21 protein-coding genes are annotated in these 17,076 nt (G+C 65.0%); 14 read left to right on the top strand and 7 right to left on the bottom strand.

Going from position 1 to position 17,076, the window contains the following annotated elements; translation table 11 throughout:
• Window positions 1–26: 26 nt before the first annotated feature.
• A complete protein-coding gene (locus I603_RS13580) occupies window positions 27–494 on the top strand; it encodes a cupin domain-containing protein (protein WP_068865781.1) in 468 nt (155 codons plus the stop codon).
• The gene (locus I603_RS13585; RefSeq protein ID WP_232305404.1) at window positions 491–1,102 is read left to right on the top strand and encodes a LysE family translocator; all 612 of its coding nucleotides are present in this window, start codon (window positions 491–493) and stop codon (window positions 1,100–1,102) included. Before I603_RS13580 ends, I603_RS13585 begins: the two co-directional genes overlap by 4 nt.
• On the opposite strand, the gene I603_RS13590 is transcribed toward I603_RS13585, so the two are convergent.
• Complete coding sequence (locus I603_RS13590) at window positions 1,099–2,010, bottom strand: S1/P1 nuclease (protein WP_068865782.1); 912 nt, start codon at window positions 2,008–2,010, stop codon at window positions 1,099–1,101. The genes I603_RS13585 and I603_RS13590 overlap by 4 nt on opposite strands.
• Window positions 1,977–2,639 (bottom strand): glutathione S-transferase family protein, encoded by a 663-nt coding sequence (locus I603_RS13595; protein ID WP_068865783.1) that lies wholly within the window; start codon window positions 2,637–2,639, stop codon window positions 1,977–1,979. Before I603_RS13595 ends, I603_RS13590 begins: the two co-directional genes overlap by 34 nt.
• Before the next feature lie 106 nt (window positions 2,640–2,745).
• Between I603_RS13595 and I603_RS13600 the strand changes: the two genes are divergently transcribed.
• From I603_RS13600 to I603_RS13620, 5 genes are all read left to right on the top strand, one after another.
• Entirely contained in the window at window positions 2,746–3,165 is a 420-nt protein-coding gene (locus I603_RS13600) for a VOC family protein (RefSeq protein ID WP_068865784.1), read from the top strand.
• Window positions 3,166–3,446: 281 nt separating this feature from the next.
• Entirely contained in the window at window positions 3,447–3,836 is a 390-nt protein-coding gene (locus I603_RS13605; protein WP_068865785.1) for a hypothetical protein, read from the top strand.
• 88 nt (window positions 3,837–3,924) lie between these two features.
• Window positions 3,925–4,665 carry a trehalose-phosphatase gene (gene otsB / locus I603_RS13610; protein WP_084440128.1) on the top strand — a complete coding sequence of 247 codons (741 nt, stop codon included), beginning with the start codon at window positions 3,925–3,927 and terminating at the stop codon, window positions 4,663–4,665.
• Window positions 4,662–6,452, top strand: a complete 1,791-nt coding sequence (locus tag I603_RS13615; RefSeq protein ID WP_068865786.1) for a glycoside hydrolase family 15 protein — start codon at window positions 4,662–4,664, stop codon at window positions 6,450–6,452. The genes otsB and I603_RS13615 overlap by 4 nt, the downstream gene beginning before the upstream one ends.
• Window positions 6,449–7,849 carry an alpha,alpha-trehalose-phosphate synthase (UDP-forming) gene (locus tag I603_RS13620; RefSeq protein ID WP_068865787.1) on the top strand — a complete coding sequence of 467 codons (1,401 nt, stop codon included), beginning with the start codon at window positions 6,449–6,451 and terminating at the stop codon, window positions 7,847–7,849. Before I603_RS13615 ends, I603_RS13620 begins: the two co-directional genes overlap by 4 nt.
• 13 nt (window positions 7,850–7,862) lie before the next feature.
• Here the strand turns inward: I603_RS13620 and I603_RS13625 are convergent, their stop codons facing one another.
• Window positions 7,863–9,383, bottom strand: coding sequence for a replicative DNA helicase (locus tag I603_RS13625; protein WP_068865788.1), 1,521 nt, complete (start codon window positions 9,381–9,383; stop codon window positions 7,863–7,865).
• Window positions 9,384–9,518: 135 nt separating this feature from the next.
• Here I603_RS13625 and I603_RS13630 point away from each other — a divergent pair, with 135 nt between their 5' ends.
• Genes I603_RS13630 through I603_RS13640 form a run of 3 tightly spaced genes read left to right on the top strand, consistent with a single transcriptional unit; the run spans window position 9,519 to window position 11,204 of the window.
• Window positions 9,519–10,052 (top strand): UPF0262 family protein, encoded by a 534-nt coding sequence (locus I603_RS13630; RefSeq protein ID WP_232305405.1) that lies wholly within the window; start codon window positions 9,519–9,521, stop codon window positions 10,050–10,052.
• Between the two features lie 55 nt (window positions 10,053–10,107).
• Complete coding sequence (locus I603_RS13635; RefSeq protein WP_232305406.1) at window positions 10,108–10,779, top strand: glycoside hydrolase family 25 protein; 672 nt, start codon at window positions 10,108–10,110, stop codon at window positions 10,777–10,779.
• Window positions 10,758–11,204, top strand: coding sequence for a cytidine deaminase (locus I603_RS13640; RefSeq protein ID WP_232305407.1), 447 nt, complete (start codon window positions 10,758–10,760; stop codon window positions 11,202–11,204). The genes I603_RS13635 and I603_RS13640 overlap by 22 nt, the downstream gene beginning before the upstream one ends.
• On the opposite strand, the gene I603_RS13645 is transcribed toward I603_RS13640, so the two are convergent.
• The 3 genes from I603_RS13645 to I603_RS13655 form a co-directional block, all read right to left on the bottom strand.
• On the bottom strand, window positions 11,201–11,938 hold the full coding sequence (locus I603_RS13645) for a DUF4197 domain-containing protein (protein WP_068865791.1): 738 nt from the start codon (window positions 11,936–11,938) through the stop codon (window positions 11,201–11,203). The two genes, I603_RS13640 and I603_RS13645, sit on opposite strands and share 4 nt — an antisense overlap.
• 67 nt (window positions 11,939–12,005) lie before the next feature.
• Window positions 12,006–13,145 carry a M14 family metallopeptidase gene (locus I603_RS13650; RefSeq protein ID WP_068865792.1) on the bottom strand — a complete coding sequence of 380 codons (1,140 nt, stop codon included), beginning with the start codon at window positions 13,143–13,145 and terminating at the stop codon, window positions 12,006–12,008.
• The gene (locus I603_RS13655; RefSeq protein ID WP_068865793.1) at window positions 13,145–13,777 is read right to left on the bottom strand and encodes a YajG family lipoprotein; all 633 of its coding nucleotides are present in this window, start codon (window positions 13,775–13,777) and stop codon (window positions 13,145–13,147) included. The genes I603_RS13650 and I603_RS13655 overlap by 1 nt, the downstream gene beginning before the upstream one ends.
• A gap of 118 nt (window positions 13,778–13,895) precedes the next feature.
• Between I603_RS13655 and galE the strand changes: the two genes are divergently transcribed.
• From galE to I603_RS13670, 3 genes are all read left to right on the top strand, one after another.
• A complete protein-coding gene (gene galE, locus I603_RS13660; protein ID WP_068865794.1) occupies window positions 13,896–14,903 on the top strand; it encodes a UDP-glucose 4-epimerase GalE in 1,008 nt (335 codons plus the stop codon).
• 107 nt (window positions 14,904–15,010) lie between these two features.
• Complete coding sequence (ykgO, locus tag I603_RS13665; protein WP_029724010.1) at window positions 15,011–15,136, top strand: type B 50S ribosomal protein L36; 126 nt, start codon at window positions 15,011–15,013, stop codon at window positions 15,134–15,136.
• A gap of 99 nt (window positions 15,137–15,235) precedes the next feature.
• Window positions 15,236–15,838, top strand: a complete 603-nt coding sequence (locus I603_RS13670) for an HAD-IA family hydrolase (RefSeq protein WP_068865795.1) — start codon at window positions 15,236–15,238, stop codon at window positions 15,836–15,838.
• Window positions 15,839–15,950: 112 nt separating this feature from the next.
• Here I603_RS13670 and I603_RS13675 read toward each other — a convergent pair whose 3' ends face one another.
• Complete coding sequence (locus tag I603_RS13675) at window positions 15,951–16,295, bottom strand: CC_3452 family protein (RefSeq protein ID WP_084440129.1); 345 nt, start codon at window positions 16,293–16,295, stop codon at window positions 15,951–15,953.
• Between the two features lie 208 nt (window positions 16,296–16,503).
• On the opposite strand from I603_RS13675, the gene I603_RS13680 reads away from it, so the two are divergent.
• Window positions 16,504–17,058, top strand: coding sequence for a winged helix-turn-helix transcriptional regulator (locus I603_RS13680; RefSeq protein WP_068865796.1), 555 nt, complete (start codon window positions 16,504–16,506; stop codon window positions 17,056–17,058).
• Window positions 17,059–17,076: the final 18 nt, after the last annotated feature.

Below are 17,076 nucleotides of genomic sequence, written 5' to 3' on the forward strand. Positions count from 1 at the left end.
CGCGTGCCTAGCAGGAGTTTCCGGCAATGCCCAAGCTTGATCTTGACGCGATTCCCCGGACCGATGCCACCGGCTACCCGCCACCCTTCGATACGGCGGTGGCGGGACGCTGGTATCGCCGCCTGGCACCTGCGGCGGGGCTGACGCTCATGGGCGCCAGCCACGTTACCCTGCTGCCGGGTGCGTTTTCATCGCAGCGCCATTGGCACCGCGGGCAGGATGAGCTGGTGGTGATGATTTCGGGCGACGCGGTGCTGATTGACGACCATGGCGAGACGCCGGTCGGGCCGGGCGACGTGCTCGCCTTCCCGGCGGGCGAGGCCAATGGCCACCACCTTCACAACCGCTCCGATGCGCCTTGCGTCTATCTTGCCGTCAGCGCGGGCAAACGCGAGACCGACAGCGGCGAATATGCGGACATCGACATGGTGTTCGGCCCCGAGGGCTATGCCCGCAAGGACGGCACGCCCTACAACAGCAAGCGCATTCCGTGATCGACCTTGCCGGATTTGCGCTTGCCGTGCTGCTGGTGGAGCTGACACCCGGCCCGAATATGGGCTGGCTCGTGACTCTGACACTCGCGGAGGGACGCCGGGCGGGGCTCGGCGCGATTACCGGGATCGCGCTCGGCCTTGCCGCCAATGCCGCGCTCAGCGTACTCGCCGCGAGCCTCGTCCTTGCGCAGGACGGAGGACTGACCCGAGCGGTATCCGTGCTGGCCGCGGCAATGATGACCTGGCTGGCCTGGGAGGCATGGCAGGGCGCGGGCGAGAGTTCGCCCGCCGCCACGCCGCGCGACGGGGGGAAACGGCATGCGCTGGCCGGGTTTGTCATCAACCTCCTCAACCCCAAGGCCGCGCTATTTTTCGTCACCGTAATGCCCCAGTTCATCCCCGGCGGACGGCCCAGCTTTGCGCAGGGGCTGACGATGGCCGCTGTCAGCGTCACTATTGCCACGCTGATCCACCTGACGCTGGTGCTGGGTGCAGAGCGGGTGCGGGGCATGCTGATGGCCGAGCACCGCGCACTGGTTGTCAGGCGCGGCCTGGCGCTGGCAATGCTGGCGGTGGCAGCGTGGTTCGTCTCGAAGGCCTTCGCCTAGCGGCGCCGTTCCTCGATCTTGAGCGGACCCGGCGCGAAGGCACTTTCAAGCAGGTCGGCAATCCGCAACCCTGCCTGCTGCACCCGGCGCTTCGCGATCGGCACGCCGCGAATGATGTCTTCCTGACTGAGCGCGGTCTTGTTCGGCAATTCGCCATCGCAAGGCGCATCCGTATCGAAGGCCGTGGGATAGACGAAGCTGCGTGCAGTCTCCCAGCTCTCGCGGCCCCAGTCGTCGGGCGTCCCGCCGCCCAGTTCCGCACGTTCGGCCGGGGTATAGCGCCGCACCACCGGATCAGCCGGATCGCTGATCGCCCGCTCGGCCAGCGGGCCATCCCAGATGCTGTGCAGGTTGAGGCCCGGCTTGATCCCGTAATCGGCCTCGCGGTCATTGCCGCCGCGATCCTCGTTGTCGCCCGAATGCAGCGGCATGTGCACGTCGCCCGCGAAGTGGACCATGAAGGCGAGCGCCTCCAGCCGTACCGCGTCGGGCAGGCTTTCGTCGGCGAGGATGCGATGGGCGCGAAGGATCTGCGCGGTCACGCAATTGCCGCCCGCACAATTGGCACGCGGGTTGAATGCCTGACAGATCGGCGCGGTGCGGTAATGCCACGCGGCCGTGTATCCCCAGCGCCAGCCCTCGCGCCGCACGCAATCGGGCCAAACGGCGGCGTCCTGCAAGGTGCGCAGCGGACATTCGGGCGTGCCCAACGCCTTTTCGGAGCGCAGCAGGCGGCGGATCTTGGCGCGCACCTGCGGCGAGACATTGGCCTCGGCGATCTCGGCAGTCTTGCCGTGCGCATAAAAGCCCCAGGCCTGCGCCGGCGAAGGGGCCAGCAGCAGCGCCGCAAGGCCCGCCAGCAAGGCAGCAATGTTCACACGGCCAATTCGTATTGCTCTATCACCCATTGCTCTTCCTCGGCAGCCCCGGTCCATGCACGCATCCATTCGTGTTCGGCAATCACCTCCATATAGGCCTGAGCAAAGCCCGGAACGCCGATGCCGTAAGTGACGAAGCGCGTCACCACCGGAGCATAGAAGATATCCGCCGCGCCAAAGGTTCCGAACAGGTAGGGGCCGCTGCTGCCATGACGCGCGCGGGCCTCGGCCCACAGGGTCAGGATGCGCACGATATCGTGCTGGGTCTGCTCGGAGACATCGGCCAGCTGCACCCGGCGGCGGATGTTCATCGGCATTTCCTTGCGCAGGGACTGATAGCCCGAATGCATCTCTGCGACCATCGCCCGCGCCATTGCCCGGGCAACCTCGTCTTTCGGCCAGAACCGGTCGCGCCCGACCTTGTCCGCGAGGTATTCCATGATCGCAAGGCTGTCCCACACCACCGCTTCGCCGTCCCAGAGGATCGGCACCTTGCCGCTGGACGGCTGGACCTCTCCCATGTCGTGCTTCAGCCGGTCCCATTCCTCGCCCATGATCGGCACGGTCAGTTCGTCGAAGTGCAGTCCCGATTGCTTGGCCGCGAGCCAACCGCGCAGGGACCAGCTGGAATAGTTCTTGTTACCGATGATGAGTTTCATTGGGCCGTCTGCTCCACCTTGCGAGACCGGATAGCTGCGGCCCTAGATATTCAGGCTTTCCCTGTCGAGCGTGAACGGGCTATCGCGGACGAAACAGGAGCCGCGCATGAGTCTGCCCCCCTTCCACCTCGCCTTCCCGGTCGACGATCTTGCAGCGGCCCGCCGCTTCTACGGCGAGGCGATGGGCTGTGCCGAAGGGCGATCGTCCGACGAGTGGATCGATTTCGACTTTCACGGCCACCAGATCGTCGCCCACCTCGCGCCGGGGCAGTCGGGGGACAGGGTGAGCAACCATGTCGACGGGCACGGTGTGCCGGTGCCGCACTTCGGACTGGTGCTGTCGATGGACGAATGGGAAGCACTGTCCGAACGCCTGCGTGCGGCGGGCACTCAATTCGTGATCGAACCGACTATCCGGTTCAAGGGGCAGCCGGGCGAACAGGCGACGATGTTCCTGCGCGATCCTGCGGGCAATGCGCTGGAGTTCAAGGCCTTTGCCGACATGGGGCAACTCTTCGCGACCTGATTGCGGCGCATATTGCGCTACCGGAAGCAAGGCCGTGAGTCGTCGTTAACCCGAAATTAGTCATGCTCGCCTATTTTGGCGGGATGGGTGGTATAGACCCTTCCATTCCCACGGACGAGTGGCAGATCCTGTCGTCCGGCGGAGGAACAGTCGGACAGCGCTCCCGCAGGGCCTTCACGGTCCACCGCAGGAACGCCGACCGATCGCTTAATGCCATGCGGCGCCGGACTCGCACCCGGCGCGCTGTCACAAGGTCGCTCCGCGCAGCATGCGCGCTGTGCATGGCAAGTCTCAGCCTGTCGAATGCTCCGGCAGGCCAAACCGCCGGACCCTTGCCGGCTTCCGGAAGCTTGCGGATTGCGCTTGCGGACGTGCAGCGCGTCAGCGCTTCGGCACCGGGCGGCTCGCGTCTGGTGAATGCATTGACCCGGTGCCGCTCCAGTCTGGACGGCAGCTTCAGCGAACTCGTCAATGCGACAACCGAAGTGGTAGGCTCAGGCGAATTCGAGCACATCGTCACAGATATTACCGCGGTCGACGGTTCGACGGCGAGCGTGGCGATGATCTTCCGGGCTCGGGGCCAGCGGGGTCTCAATGTCGTGCGCGAAGCGCGGGCCAGCATCGATCTGGCGTCGTGCAGCGCTTCGGATATTTCCCTCCCGCGAGCCTGACCTCAAGGCCATTGCGCCGGATTGCCAATGTGCTGCACCTGCGAAGTGCCGGTTTGACGCAGGCCAATCAGGCTTTATGTCTCGGTGGATGGCAATGCGTCCCGGCCTTCCTCCTCCGCCCTCGCTAGCTGACCTGCTTGCTGACGGCCCGACCGCGCTGTTCCTCGATTTCGACGGAACGCTGGTGGAGATTGCCGCAGGGCCGGATGCGATTGCCTTGCCGGACGGGCTCGGCGCCGGGCTCGAGCGTCTCGCGAGACGGCTGGGCGGCGCACTGGCGCTGGTGAGCGGGCGCAGCGTCGACAATCTCTCAGCATTTCTCGGGCCACTACCGCTGCACATTGCAGGATCGCATGGTGGTCACGTTCTGACCCCTTGCGGCAACACCTTGCTCGAAGCAAAGCCGCTGCCCGCTCCGGTGGCAGAGGCACTTGGCGGCTTTGCCGCCGAACGCGGCCTGCTTTATGAACGCAAGGCCCATGGCGGTGCGCTGCATTACCGTGCCCAGCCGGAACTGGAAGGTGACGCCCATCGCTTCGCCAATGGCCTTGCTGCCGAACATGGGCTTGTAACCAAAAGCGGAAAATGCGTGATCGAGCTTGTCAGACCCGGCGCGGACAAGGGCGGCGCGGTCGATTTGCTAAGTCGCCAGCCACCCTTCGCCGGCGCGCGGCCAGTCTTTATCGGCGACGACGTGACCGACGAGGACGGCTTTGCCGCCTGTAACCGCTTGGGCGGGTTCGGAATCGCCGTGGGCGAGCGCGCATCGGCCGCCGCCCGCTATTCCCTTGCAAGCGTAAAGGACGTGCACGCGTGGCTGGAGCTATGACCGCAGACCTCGAACTCTGGCCGATCGGCAATTGCCAGGTCAGCGCCCTGATCGACCGCGAGGGCGCGGTCGCATGGTCCTGTGTGCCGCGGGTCGATGGCGATCCGGTGTTCTGTGCACTTCTCAACGGCGACAGCCGCGAGGCCGGAATCTGGCGCTTCGAACTGGCCGGGCAGGTCAGCGCCACACAGGAATATATCCGCAACACGCCGATCCTCGTCACCCGGCTCGAGGCCGAGGATGGCTCCGCGGTGGAGGTGCTCGATTTCTGCCCGCGCTACGAACACAAGGGGCGGATGTATCGCCCCGTCGCGATCAGCCGGATCGTGCGGCCAATTGCAGGCAGTCCGCGTATCCGCGTAGTGCTGCGTCCGCTACACGGTTACGGCGCGCATGTCCCCGAGACGACCCACGGCACCAATCACATCCGCTACCTTGTCGGCCCGCACACCCTGCGGCTCAGCACCGATGCGCCGGTGGGTTACATTCTCGAACAGCGCAGCTTCCGGGTCGAGGACGATCTGCATTTCTTCCTCGGTCCGGACGAACCCTTCGCCGGCCCCTTGCGCGAGGAAATCCGCCGGATGGAACAGGCAACGCGCAAGTACTGGCAGCACTGGGTAAGGAGCCTTGCCACCCCGTTCGAATGGCAGGAGGAGGTGATCCGCTGCGCGATCACGCTGAAGCTGTGCCAGCATGAAGAAACCGGCGCGATCGTCGCCGCGCTCACCACCTCGATCCCCGAAGCCCCCCATTCCGAGCGGAACTGGGACTACCGCTACTGCTGGATCCGCGATTCCTATTACACCGTGCAGGCGCTGAACCGGTTGGGCGCGCTCGATGTGCTCGAGAAGTATCTCGCCTATCTGCGCAACATCGTCGACAATGCCAAGGGCGGGCAGATCCAGCCGCTCTATTCGGTAATGGGCGAGGGCGAGCTGGACGAGACCACCGCAGCGTGGCTCGCCGGCTATCGCGGGATGGGGCCGGTCAGGCGCGGCAATGCCGCCTACAAGCAGATCCAGCACGATTGCTACGGCCAGATCGTGCTGCCCACGGTGCAGGGCTTCATCGACCGCCGCCTGCTGCGGATCGCTGACGAACGCGATTTCGAGAGCCTCGAACAGGTAGGCGAGATGGCCTGGGCCATGCACGACCAGCCCGATGCCGGCCTGTGGGAGTTCCGCACCCGGCAGGAGGTCCATACCTATTCGGCGGTGATGAGCTGGGCTGCCTGCGACCGGCTGGCGATGGCCGCCGACTGGCTCGGCAAGGCCGACCGCGCGGCGCTGTGGCGGAACCGCGCCGATGCCATCCGGGCGACAATCGAGGCGGAAGCGTGGGTGGAAAACGGGGATGGTGGCCATTACGGCGCCAGCTTTGAAAGCGACTATCTCGACGCGAGCCTGTTGCAGATGGTCGAACTACGCTTCATCTCGCCAGACAACCCGCGCTTCCTGTCCACCTTCGCCGCGGTCGAGCAGCAGCTCAGGCGGGGGGATTTCATGCTGCGCTATGCCGCAGAGGACGATTTCGGCGCCCCCGAAACCGCCTTCAACGTGTGTACCTTCTGGCTGATCGAGGCGCTGCACCTTGCCGGACGTAGCGAGGAAGCGCGGCGCCTGTTCTGCACCATGCTCAGCCACACCACACGTTCGGGCTTGCTGAGCGAGGACCTCGACTACAATAGTGGGGAACTGTGGGGCAATTTCCCGCAGACCTATTCGCTGGTCGGCGTGATCAACTGCGCCGGACTGTTGTCCAAACCATGGAGTGAGGTCCGATAGAACGGCTGGTCGTCATCTCCAACCGCGTGGCCGTGCCCAAGGCGCGCGGCGTGGCGGGCGCGCAGGGCGGGCTGGCAGGGGCGCTCAATGCCGCGCTCAAGCAGCATGGCGGGATCTGGTTCGGCTGGTCGGGACAGGAAAGCGACGACGCGGCCGGCAATATCCACCTCCAGCGTAACGACGGCGTCACCACCGCGACCATCGACCTGTCGCACCGCGATATCGACGAATATTACAACGGCTATGCCAATTCGACCCTATGGCCGCTGTTCCACTACCGGCTCGACCTGACCCAGTATGAACGCGAGACCGGCAAGGGCTACGAAAGGGTCAACGAACGCTTCGCCGAATGCGTCACTCCGCTGATCGAGCCCGATGACCTGATCTGGGTCCACGACTATCACCTGCTCCCGCTGGGAGCGCGGCTGCGCGCGCGCGGCATAGGTAACCGTATCGGGTTCTTCCTGCACATTCCGTGGCCGCCCGCGCGCCTGTTTGTCTCGCTGCCGTTCCACGAACGGCTGGTGCGCACGATGCTCGACTATGACCTGATCGGCTTCCAGACTGACGAATGGCGCGAGAGCTTCCTGCATTACTGCCGCAAGGAACTGGGTGCCGAGGTCGACGAGGCGAGCGGCGTTATCCGTTTCGAAGGACGCACCACCATTGCGCGGGCGTACCCGATCGGGATCGACTGGGAGCATTTCCAGGCCCAGGGCGCCAGCGAAGAAGCACGAGCCGCCGAACAGCGCCTGATCGTCTCGACCCGCGATCGCACCGCGATGATAGGGGTCGACCGGCTCGACTATTCCAAGGGCCTGCCCGAACGCATCGACGGAATCGGCCGCTTCTTCGACCAGCATCCCGAGCGCGTGCGCGACCTCGTATTCATCCAGATCGCGCCCCCCAGCCGCGAAGACGTGGAAAGCTACCAGCAGATCCGCATGCTGCTCGAACAGAAGGCCGGACAGATCAACGGCGCGAGGAGCGAAGTCGACCTGGTACCGATCCGCTACGTCAATCGCGGCTATTCGCACGCCGAACTCTACGGCTTCTTTCGCGCGTCCAAGATCGGGCTGGTGACCCCCTTGCGCGACGGGATGAACCTGGTCGCGAAGGAATATGTCGCCGCACAGGACCCGGAAGATCCCGGCGTGCTGATCCTGTCGCGCTTTGCCGGGGCGGCGCAGCAGCTGGCGGCCGACGATGCGGGCGCGGTGCTGGTCAATCCCTATAGCCCGGACGACATCTCCCACGCGATCCGGGTGGCGCTCGACATGCCGCTGGCGGAACGCAAGGCGCGCTACGAGGCGATGATCGGAACCATCCGCGAGGACAGTGTCCAGACCTGGACCGAGCGTTTCTGCGCCGACCTCGCCGCTACGCACACCGGCTGAGACCGCGCCGGGACTATTCGAATCCGTAGTCCGAATAGTCCTTGAAATTGGGCGAGGTGAACTTGGTGATGTCGCTCTGGAAATGGAGCGGCACATTGCCGGTCGAGCCATGGCGCTGCTTGGCGACGATGAGGGTTGCCTTGCCGACGAGCGCCTCGAACTTCTCCTCCCATGCGCGGTATTTTTCCTGCACATCGGGCGGACTGCTGGCGTCGGGCGTGTCGGGCTTGACCAGCAGATGATAATAATCCGAGCGGTAGATGAACCACACCATGTCCGCGTCCTGCTCGATCGAGCCGGACTCGCGAAGGTCGGAGAGCTGCGGGCGCTTGTCCTCGCGTTGCTCGACCGCACGGGAAAGCTGTGACAACGCGATCACCGGAACCTGAAGTTCCTTGGCCAGCGTCTTGAGGCCACGGCTGATCTCCGAGATTTCGTTCACGCGGTTGTCGTTGGCACGGCCGGAACCCTGCAGCAGCTGCAGGTAGTCGACGATGATAAGGCCGATATCGTGCCGCCGCTTCATCCGCCGCGCGCGGGTGCGCAGCGCGGCAATGGTAAGCGCGGGGGTATCGTCGATATAGAGCGGCAGTTCGGCAAGCCGCTGGCTGGCGAAGCTGAGCTTCTGGAAATCCTCCCGGCTGAGCTTGCCGCTGCGCAGGGCTTCCGATGAGATCTCGGCCTGTTCGGCCAGGATGCGGGTGGCAAGCTGGTCGGCGCTCATTTCGAGGCTGAAGAAGGCAACCGGCGCGCCATAGTTGAAGTCGCCGCCCTCGCTCTGCCATTCGAGGTGCTTTTCGGCGCAATTGAACGCGATATTGGTGGCAAGCGAAGTCTTGCCCATGCCGGGACGTCCGGCGAGGATGACAAGGTCGGACTTGTGCAGGCCCGAAGTCTTGCGGTCGATGGTTTCAAGACCCGTGGTCTTGCCCGACAATCCGCCGCCCGAATTCATGGCCGCCTCGGCCATGCGGATGGCCTGCACAGCAGCTTCGCGGAAGGTCGCTGCCTCGCGGCCTGTTGCAGCGCCCTCGGCCACCCGGAACAGGTCCGCCTCGGCCAGCGCGATACGCTCCATCGGCGAGGTATCTTCAGAGGTGTCGAGCGCGCCTTCAACCAAATCGCGCCCGACGCTCACCAGTTCGCGCAGCAGCGCGAGATCATAGATCTGCTGGGCCAATTCGCGCGGCGCGAGCAGGCCGGCGCCGTTGGCCGTGAGCTGCGCGAGATAGGAAGTGCCGCCCAGCTCCTTGAGCGCCTCGTCCGCCTCGAAATAGGGCCGCAGCGTGACTGGAGAGGCGGTGGCGTTGCGGTTGATGAGCGCCAGCACGCGTTCGTAGATGCGCTGGTGGAGCGGCTCGAAGAAATGCTCGGGCCTCACCGGCACCTGAAGTTCCTCGATCACGCGGTTATCGATCAGCACCGCGCCCAGAAACGCGGCTTCGGCTTCGAGATTCGCGGGGAGCTTGTGCGAGAAAGGGTCGGCCGCTGGAGTGGCGGCGCTAATCGGGGTAACTTTTTCAGGTTCGGCCATCAGGCTCTGATGCCCGTCCCGGCTGGACCGGCGCAAGGGCGAAACGCGCCAATATTTTTTTCATGCGCTGTGGATAGCGGGGAGATTTTGTCGAAGTGCTTGAAGTGCGGCCCCTGCATCTGCGAAGGCAGGATCATGGCCGACCTGCCACCTGATTCCCTGCCCGCATCGCCCGCCCCCGGAGGTTCGGGATCCTATCGCATCGCCCAGATCACTCTGGACGAGGCGACGATCCTGTGGCGCAACGCCGATGTCGAGCAGGAACGCCGGGTCGCGATCTATGACCTGATCGAGGAAAACACCTTCAAGCCGCTGCGCGCCGCCGAGCGCGGAGCCAAAGGCCCCTACCATCTTCACCTGTCGGTCAATGACGGGCGGCTGGCGATGGACATCAGCGACGAGGCCGGGCAGCTGCTCGAAACCCTGCTGATCGGCATGGCCCGCTTCCGTCGGCCGATCCGCGAATATTTCGCCATCTGCGACAGCTATTACCAGGCGATCCGCAAGGCGACCCCGGCCGAGATCGAGACGATCGACATGGCCCGCCGCGGCATCCACAACAACGCTGCCGAGTTGCTGCTCGAACGGCTCGAAGGCAAGGTCGAGACCGATTTCGCTACCGCGCGGCGGCTGTTCACGCTGATCTGCGTGCTGCACATCAAGGGTTGAAGGGCACATGCCAAAGGGTCGCCGAACTGCGGGGCGCAAAGCCTCCCGCCGCTGGTTGCTCCGTCTGCTTGCGCTGGCGGCGCTGGTAGCCCTCGCCTTTGCCGCGTGGCTCTGGTGGGATATGCGCGAATGGCACCCGGACGAGACGCGCTACCCCGAACAAGGGGCAGTGATAGGCAGCGGAACAGCGCCGGTGCGGTTCGAGACGATCCGCGCGCTAGGCGGCACGTTTGTCTATCTCGTCATGCCCGAACCCGGCGGTGCACCCGATCCGGCCTTTGCCGAACGTCTCGAGGCGGCACGCGCGGCAGGGCTCAAGGTGGGGGTCGTGCATCCCTTCGATCCCTGCCAGCGCGCCGACCTGCAATCAGACGACTTCAACCGGCTGGTTCCCCGCGATGCCGCGCTGCTTCCTCCGGCCATTGCGCTGGTGCGACTGGCGGATGACTGCCGACCGAAGGTGAGCAAGGCAGCGGTCGAAAGCGAGTTGATGACGCTGATCAACCAGGTCGAGATGCACAGCGGAAAGCCTGCGATTCTCAAGCTGGGACGGAAATTCGAGGAGCGGCATGGCATTGCGACCATGATCACCCGCGATCTCTGGCTTGTACGTGATCGCGCACAACCCGATTATGCCGGGCGCCCATGGTTGCTATGGAGTGCCAACAGCGCGCGGGTGACCGACGCGAGCGAGGAGCCGATCGAATGGGTGGTGGTGCAGAAATGAGCCTCGTGGCCGAGCACGAAAGCGCGCTGGTCGCTGCCGCATACGCCGCGGCGGAAAAGGCCTATGCGCCCTATTCCAACTACCCCGTCGGCGCCGCGCTGCTGTTCGATGACGGCGCGGTGATAACGGGGTGCAATGTCGAGAACGCAAGCTACGGCCTCGCGCTGTGCGCCGAGACGGTGGCGGTCGCCAAGGCGTTTGAAGCGGGGCGGCGCGGCGGATTGGTTGCGGTCGCGGTGGTCGGCCTGAAGGCCGGGGACGAACCGATCACGCCCTGCGGCCGCTGCCGCCAGGTTCTCAACGAAGTGGCAGCGCTCGGCGGCACGGATCCGCTGGTGCTGTGCGTCGGTCAGGAACAAGTGCGCCAGGTGCCGCTTTCGACCCTGCTGCCCCATGCCTTCGGGCCGTCCAATCTGGAAGGCTAGTTGCCCAGCAAATTGCCCAACCCGCCGAGCGGGTTCTTGCGGAAATCCCGTTCCTCGCGCCCGATATAGGTAAAGATGCCGTCCAGCCCCTGATCGGTGACCGAACGGTTGATGCTCTCGCGGTTGAGGCCCGCTTCGCGGATGAAGGCGTGCTGCTGTCCCAGCTTGTCGACCTCGCGGTGGATGCCGGCATCGCCCAGAGCGCTGTCGATCAGCGGCTCGAGCCGGGAATGGAGCCGGTCATCGGCCGAACGCCGCAGATATTGCGTGCCGCCGTCATCCTGCCGGATGATGTCGGGGGCATCGCTGAAGGAAAGGCCGTCAATCGCCTCGCGGAAGATCGGCTTGGCCTCTCCGGCTGCGACGCCTGCGGCATCGTTGATCCCGCGCGTCAGCCCGTCGAGCAGGCCCAACTGGCTGCCAGCCCCGACCACCGAGCCGAGCAGACCGCCCAGGCCGCCACGTCCGCGCCCGCCCGAAAGACCCGGGATCGGCAGGCCGATACGCACCTCCTCGTCCCCGTAAAACGCCCCCGGCTGGGCCAGCTTGTCGAGCGCGGAATCGGTCGCCGTACCGAGAAGGGCCGACAATCCGCCGCCCTTGCCCCGCCCGCCGAGCCGCAGCCCGCCGAGGCTTTGCGCTCCGGCGGAGGAAGTCCAGATCATGCCGAGCGACACAGCGCCAAGACTCGCCAGAACCGCACGCCGATCCGAAAAATCACCTTGCCAAGCCATTCGCATCCCCTCTTCCTGATTGGCTCGGCTTCTAGCACGTTACCGGCGGAAAAGGGAGCGGGTGCGCCTATTGCGCCGCGCCCTCCAGCCATTCGAGCAGGGCGGCCAGACATTCGCGGCCCAGCAGTTTGCAGCGTTCGGGCGAGAAACCCTGTTCGGGCTCGGGGAAGTCGGCGAGGTCCTTGTATGGCATCTCCAGCGTCATCGCGACCGCGCCGAAGCGTTCGGCGAGCTGGTTGGTGCTCATCGACAGGTTGGCCTTGCCCGCAGCCGCCTTCGGGTAGCCGAGCTTCGTCTGGAAATCGGGCGTGCGCCGGTCGAGGATGCGCTGGTAGCGGTAATATCCCTCGCCTTGCGCCTCGGTCCATGAGGGGATGCCCTCGAACCCGGCGAGGAACACCGCCGGAATCGCCTCGTCGGCATGGACATCCATCGCGAAATCGACGCCGGTCTGATCCATGCGGTTGCGGATCGCCAGCACTTCGGGCGATTTCTCGGGCGTGGGCACGGCCCATTCGCGGTTGAGATTGGTGCCGGCCGCATTGGTCCTCAGATGCCCCCGCCGCGAGCCATCGGGATTGCAATTGGGCACGATGTGGATGCGGCAATGCTTGCGCAGACCCCGCGCGACCGGATCGGCGGGATCGGTCAGGCATTCGAGCGCGCCTTCCATCCACCATTCGGCCTGGGTCTCGCCCGGGTGCTGGCGGGCGTAGAGCCAGACCTGCGTGGTGCCTTCGCCCATTTCGAGGCAGTCGACCGGCTGGCCATCAAGCGTGGTCCCGAGCCGGACATAGTCCACCCCCTCGCAACTTGCCGCATCGGCCACGAGATCGTGGTGCCGCTCCATCGAGAAGGGCGCGAAATAGGCGCACCAGAACAGGTCCGAGGCGGGCAGGTAGCGGATCGTCAGCGTGCCGCCTTCTTCGTCCTTGTCGAAGCTGCTGGCCGCGCGCGCCCAGTAATCGCGGTCTTCCGAGACGCAGGCGTCATAGTCCGGCCATCCGCCCGGATAGGCGCTGGCGTTGAGGCCGGTGATCTTGAGCACCACTTCCTCGCCTGCGCTGGCAGCGACGCGGAAGTGGAACCACTGGAAGAATTCGGAATCCTTGTCGCGGCGGATCGCGAGGCGCGCGGTGCGCCCGTCGATCGACAGCACGTCGATATTGCCGCTGTCGAAGGCGGCATCGATGAAGAGGGAGGTCATCAGTTTCCTTGAAGCTTCTTGACGCTGATCGTCACGGTCTCGCCATTTCCACCCGGAAAGTCCCTGAACAAGCCCGCCGCGAGGGTCTGCGCGCTGGTGGTGATCTGCGAATAGGGCGACTTGACCCCGGTGGCGATCTGCGAGCGCCCTTCCCACAGGGTCGTGCCGTCATCGCGGCTGATGCGCACGGCGAGATCGGTCATCACGCTGGGGCTTTCGCGCCCGCCCCCCAAATTGATGCCAACTCCCATGCCGAGGCCGGAACCGAAGCTGCCGGTCTGCCCGCCAACCCCGACGTTGACCGGGCCGCGACGATTATCGGTGGCGGCGGCGATCCCGCTCCGGCTGGTGCGGATAGCGGCAGTCTGGCTTGCCGGGACGCCTTCGGGCACAACAGTGTAGCCAAGCCGGGTCAGCTCCTTGGTCACCGCAGAGGTGAAGGCTGCGCGGGCGGCGGCATTGCCGAGTTCGTCCGGGAAAGAGAGCGCGATGGTGCCCTGCCCCAGTCCTGCAGGATCAGGCGCGACGAAGCGCGTGACTTCGACCGGCCCGGTATAGGGGCTGGTCGCACAGCCCGACAGGGCGAGTGCGGCGACAAGCGTTGCAGGGGCAAGCAGGCGGACAGGACGCATGGCAAGGTTTCCTTTCTCAGGCCGAGTTATAGGCGCTGCTCCCGCAGATGGACAGCGTGTCGATATGCGCGCGATATATTGACGCTTTGTCATCGCTTTCCTGATATTGGGCAGGCGCATGAGCCCATACAACAAGCCTTCCGTTCTGGTCACCGGCGGCGCCGGCTATATCGGCAGCCATGCGGTGCTGGCCCTCAAGGACGCCGGGTGGCCGGTGGCGGTGATCGACAACCTGTCGACGGGCTTCCGCTTTGCCGTTCCCGAAGGCGTGCCGCTTTACGAAGGCGACATCGCCGATGCCGACCTGCTGGCACGGATTTTCGCCGAACAGGACACGCGCGCGATCATGCATTTCGCGGGATCGATCATCGTGCCTGAAAGCGTCTCCGATCCGCTCAAGTATTACCACAACAACACCGCCAAGAGCCGCGTCCTGATCGCGGCGGCGGTCACGGCGGGTGTGCCGCATTTCCTGTTTTCATCGACCGCTGCGACCTATGGCATTCCCGATGTGGGCGCAGTGAGCGAAGATACGCCGCAGCGTCCGATCAATCCCTATGGCTGGTCGAAGCTGATGACCGAGCAGATGCTTGCCGACGTCGCGGCCGCGCACCCGCTCAACTATGGCGTTCTGCGCTATTTCAATGTCGCGGGCGCCGATCCGCACGCACGCAGCGGACAATCCACCGCAGGGGCAACCCATCTGATCAAGGTGGCGATCGAGGCGGCGCTCGGCATGCGCTCATCGGTCAGCGTGTTCGGGACCGACTATGCCACGCCTGACGGCACGGGGGTGCGCGACTACATACATGTGAGCGATCTGGCCGCCGCCCACGTGCTGACGCTCGAGGCACTGATTGCCGAGCCCCAGCGTTCGTTGACGATGAACTGCGGCTATGGCCGGGGGTTTTCGGTGCTCGAAGTGCTCGACGCGGTCGACCGGGTCACCAACCGCAAGCTCGACCGCCGGATGGAGGCACGCCGCGCGGGCGATCCCGATTCGCTGATTTCCGATTCGCGGCGTCTGCGCAAGACGCTCGGCTGGGAGCCTGCCCATGCCGATCTCGACACGATCATCGCCCATGCGCTGGCGTGGGAGCTAAAATTGAGCGATTTGCGCGCCTGATCAGGGCAGGTTCGCATTGACGCGAGAGGGCTGTGCCGCTAACGGCACCCTTCAATTTCCGCGCGTCGGGGCTGATCCGGCGCGCTTTGCATTTGGAAGCAAGCGCCATGAAGATCGTCAACAGCCTCAAGTCGCTGAAGGGCCGCCACCGCGACAACCGCGTGATCCGTCGTCGCGGCCGGACCTATGTCATCAACAAGACCAACCGTCGCTTCAAGGCCCGCCAGGGCTGATTGATACGCGGTGCGGCTGCCGCAAGCGGCAGCCGGTGGCAACAGACGGCCCGCCTCCTTGCCGGAGTGCGGGCCGAAATCATTTGAGGAGCAAGCGGTGTGAGCCAGGCGGTGGTGTTCGATGTCGGGCGGGTACTGTTCCAGTGGCAGCTCGCTGCGCTGTTCGAGAAACTGATCGACGACCGCGAGGAGCTTGAATGGTTCCTCGGCCATGTCGTCACCGAGGAATGGCATTTCGAGCATGACCGCGGCCGCGCGCTGGCAGACATGGTGCCGGAACGGATCGCGCTGTTCCCGCAATACGAAGCCCATATCCGCGCCTATGCGACCCGCTTCAACGAGACCGTCCCCGGGCCGGTGGATGGCACACACGAGATTGTCGAGCGCCTGCACGCGCGCGGGGTACCGCTTTATTGCCTGACCAATTTCGGAGACGAGTTCTGGGCAGCCTTCCGCCCGACCCAGCCGATCTTCGACCGTTTCGCGGAGATCATCGTCTCGGGCGTGGAGAAGGTCGCCAAGCCCGAGCCACGCATCTACGAGATCGTCGAGACGCGCAGCGGGCGCGAGGGCGCGGCGCTGTTCTTCACCGACGACAATCCGGCCAATATCGAAGCGGCCCGCGCGCGCGGCTGGAACGCCCACCTTTTCACAGATGCCGCCGGACTGGAAGCGGCACTGGCCGACGCCGGACTGTTGTAGCCACAAAAAACAAACCCCCGGTCGCGCTTGGGGGAACGCGCGCCGGGGGCTGTGGAGTCCCGCGCAGGCTGGAGAGGCACCCGCGCGGTGGGGATCGGATATCAGCGGGTGATCAGCCGTTGCACTTGGCCAGTTCCTCGGCCGGCAGTTCCTCGCCATTGGCGGTGAAGCTGGCCACTTCGCCGAACTTGCGGTTGAGGCCGCGGCACACACGCAGGGGGCGCGCGCTGGTCTTGCCCGCGACGCAGGTCGTGCCTTCGCAGGCCCAGGCAACCCCGCCGGCGACCACACGGCTATCGCCGGCCGGCGCAGCCAGCTGGGCGGAGTAATAGGCATTGCCCGCAGCATTGGCAGGAGCGGTCGAAGTGGCGACACCGAAGGTCATGGCGGTGTACAGCACGGCCGAAGCCAGAATGGCGAACTTGCCGGTGCGCGGAGCGGAGAGGGTGTTGGTCATCGCGGTTTTCCTTTCATTATGCGGTCTTGGGCACCTGGCCCTGTGGACGTCTGCCCGGAATTTTGCAATGCAACATTTCGAATCGAAACCGGTTGCTATTCGCTACCTAATCCCCTAGGTTTCGAGTTGCAACTGAAAACTGAAATTTTTTTGTGACTGCCCGCAAAAGCGGTTACACATCACCCCGAAAGGGGAAGGGACTGTAGGTATGGGCGACTTGAGAGAACCGCTGCGCGACCTGATCGAATGCGGATTGCCGCAGGCGCTGGAAGTGATGGGTGAACGCTGGTCGTTCATGATCCTGCGGGCGAGCTTCAACGGCCTCAAGCATTTTGAGGAATTCCTGAGCGAGCTCGGAATCGCCCGCAACATTCTCTCCAACCGCCTCGCCAAGCTGGTCGAACACGGCATCCTCAAGCGCGAGCCGTGCGCCGATGACCGGCGCAAGATCGAATACCGCCTGACCGAAAAGGGCCTCGACCTGCTCCCCGCCATGCTGGCGCTGCGCCAATGGGGCCAGAAATACGGCAGCGAGCAGGTGATCGAGGATCCCGTGCTGGTCGACGAACGTGACCGCCTGCCGATCGGTCCGGTCTCGATCCTTGCGCATGACGGCCGCATCCTTGGCCCGCAGGATCTGTGGCTGACCCGCCCGACCGACCTCGGCAAGCGTGCCGACGGGACGATCGCTACCCCCGGCGCAGGGCTGGGCACAGGCGACGTGGTCGATCTTGCGGCAACCAAGCAGGCCGCCGCCGGATAAGCCGTCGATAGCCCGCCG

Source organism: Erythrobacter dokdonensis DSW-74, assembly GCF_001677335.1.
GTDB classification, from domain to species: domain Bacteria; phylum Pseudomonadota; class Alphaproteobacteria; order Sphingomonadales; family Sphingomonadaceae; genus Erythrobacter; species Erythrobacter dokdonensis.

Bases quoted from the DNA above. Each gene is read 5' to 3' on its own strand.
- I603_RS13580 (WP_068865781.1), top strand. From the start codon at position 27: ATGCCCAAGCTTGATCTTGACGCGATTCCCCGGACCGATGCCACCGGC.
- I603_RS13590 (WP_068865782.1), bottom strand. From the start codon at position 2,010: ATGGGTGATAGAGCAATACGAATTGGCCGTGTGAACATTGCTGCCTTG.
- I603_RS13595 (WP_068865783.1), bottom strand. From the start codon at position 2,639: ATGAAACTCATCATCGGTAACAAGAACTATTCCAGCTGGTCCCTGCGC.
- I603_RS13600 (WP_068865784.1), top strand. From the start codon at position 2,746: ATGAGTCTGCCCCCCTTCCACCTCGCCTTCCCGGTCGACGATCTTGCA.
- I603_RS13605 (WP_068865785.1), top strand. From the start codon at position 3,447: ATGGCAAGTCTCAGCCTGTCGAATGCTCCGGCAGGCCAAACCGCCGGA.
- otsB (WP_084440128.1), top strand. From the start codon at position 3,925: ATGGCAATGCGTCCCGGCCTTCCTCCTCCGCCCTCGCTAGCTGACCTG.
- I603_RS13615 (WP_068865786.1), top strand. From the start codon at position 4,662: ATGACCGCAGACCTCGAACTCTGGCCGATCGGCAATTGCCAGGTCAGC.
- I603_RS13625 (WP_068865788.1), bottom strand. From the start codon at position 9,383: ATGGCCGAACCTGAAAAAGTTACCCCGATTAGCGCCGCCACTCCAGCG.
- I603_RS13630 (WP_232305405.1), top strand. From the start codon at position 9,519: ATGGCCGACCTGCCACCTGATTCCCTGCCCGCATCGCCCGCCCCCGGA.
- I603_RS13640 (WP_232305407.1), top strand. From the start codon at position 10,758: ATGGGTGGTGGTGCAGAAATGAGCCTCGTGGCCGAGCACGAAAGCGCG.
- I603_RS13645 (WP_068865791.1), bottom strand. From the start codon at position 11,938: ATGGCTTGGCAAGGTGATTTTTCGGATCGGCGTGCGGTTCTGGCGAGT.
- I603_RS13650 (WP_068865792.1), bottom strand. From the start codon at position 13,145: ATGACCTCCCTCTTCATCGATGCCGCCTTCGACAGCGGCAATATCGAC.
- I603_RS13655 (WP_068865793.1), bottom strand. From the start codon at position 13,777: ATGCGTCCTGTCCGCCTGCTTGCCCCTGCAACGCTTGTCGCCGCACTC.
- galE (WP_068865794.1), top strand. From the start codon at position 13,896: ATGAGCCCATACAACAAGCCTTCCGTTCTGGTCACCGGCGGCGCCGGC.
- ykgO (WP_029724010.1), top strand. From the start codon at position 15,011: ATGAAGATCGTCAACAGCCTCAAGTCGCTGAAGGGCCGCCACCGCGAC.
- I603_RS13675 (WP_084440129.1), bottom strand. From the start codon at position 16,295: ATGACCAACACCCTCTCCGCTCCGCGCACCGGCAAGTTCGCCATTCTG.
- I603_RS13680 (WP_068865796.1), top strand. From the start codon at position 16,504: ATGGGCGACTTGAGAGAACCGCTGCGCGACCTGATCGAATGCGGATTG.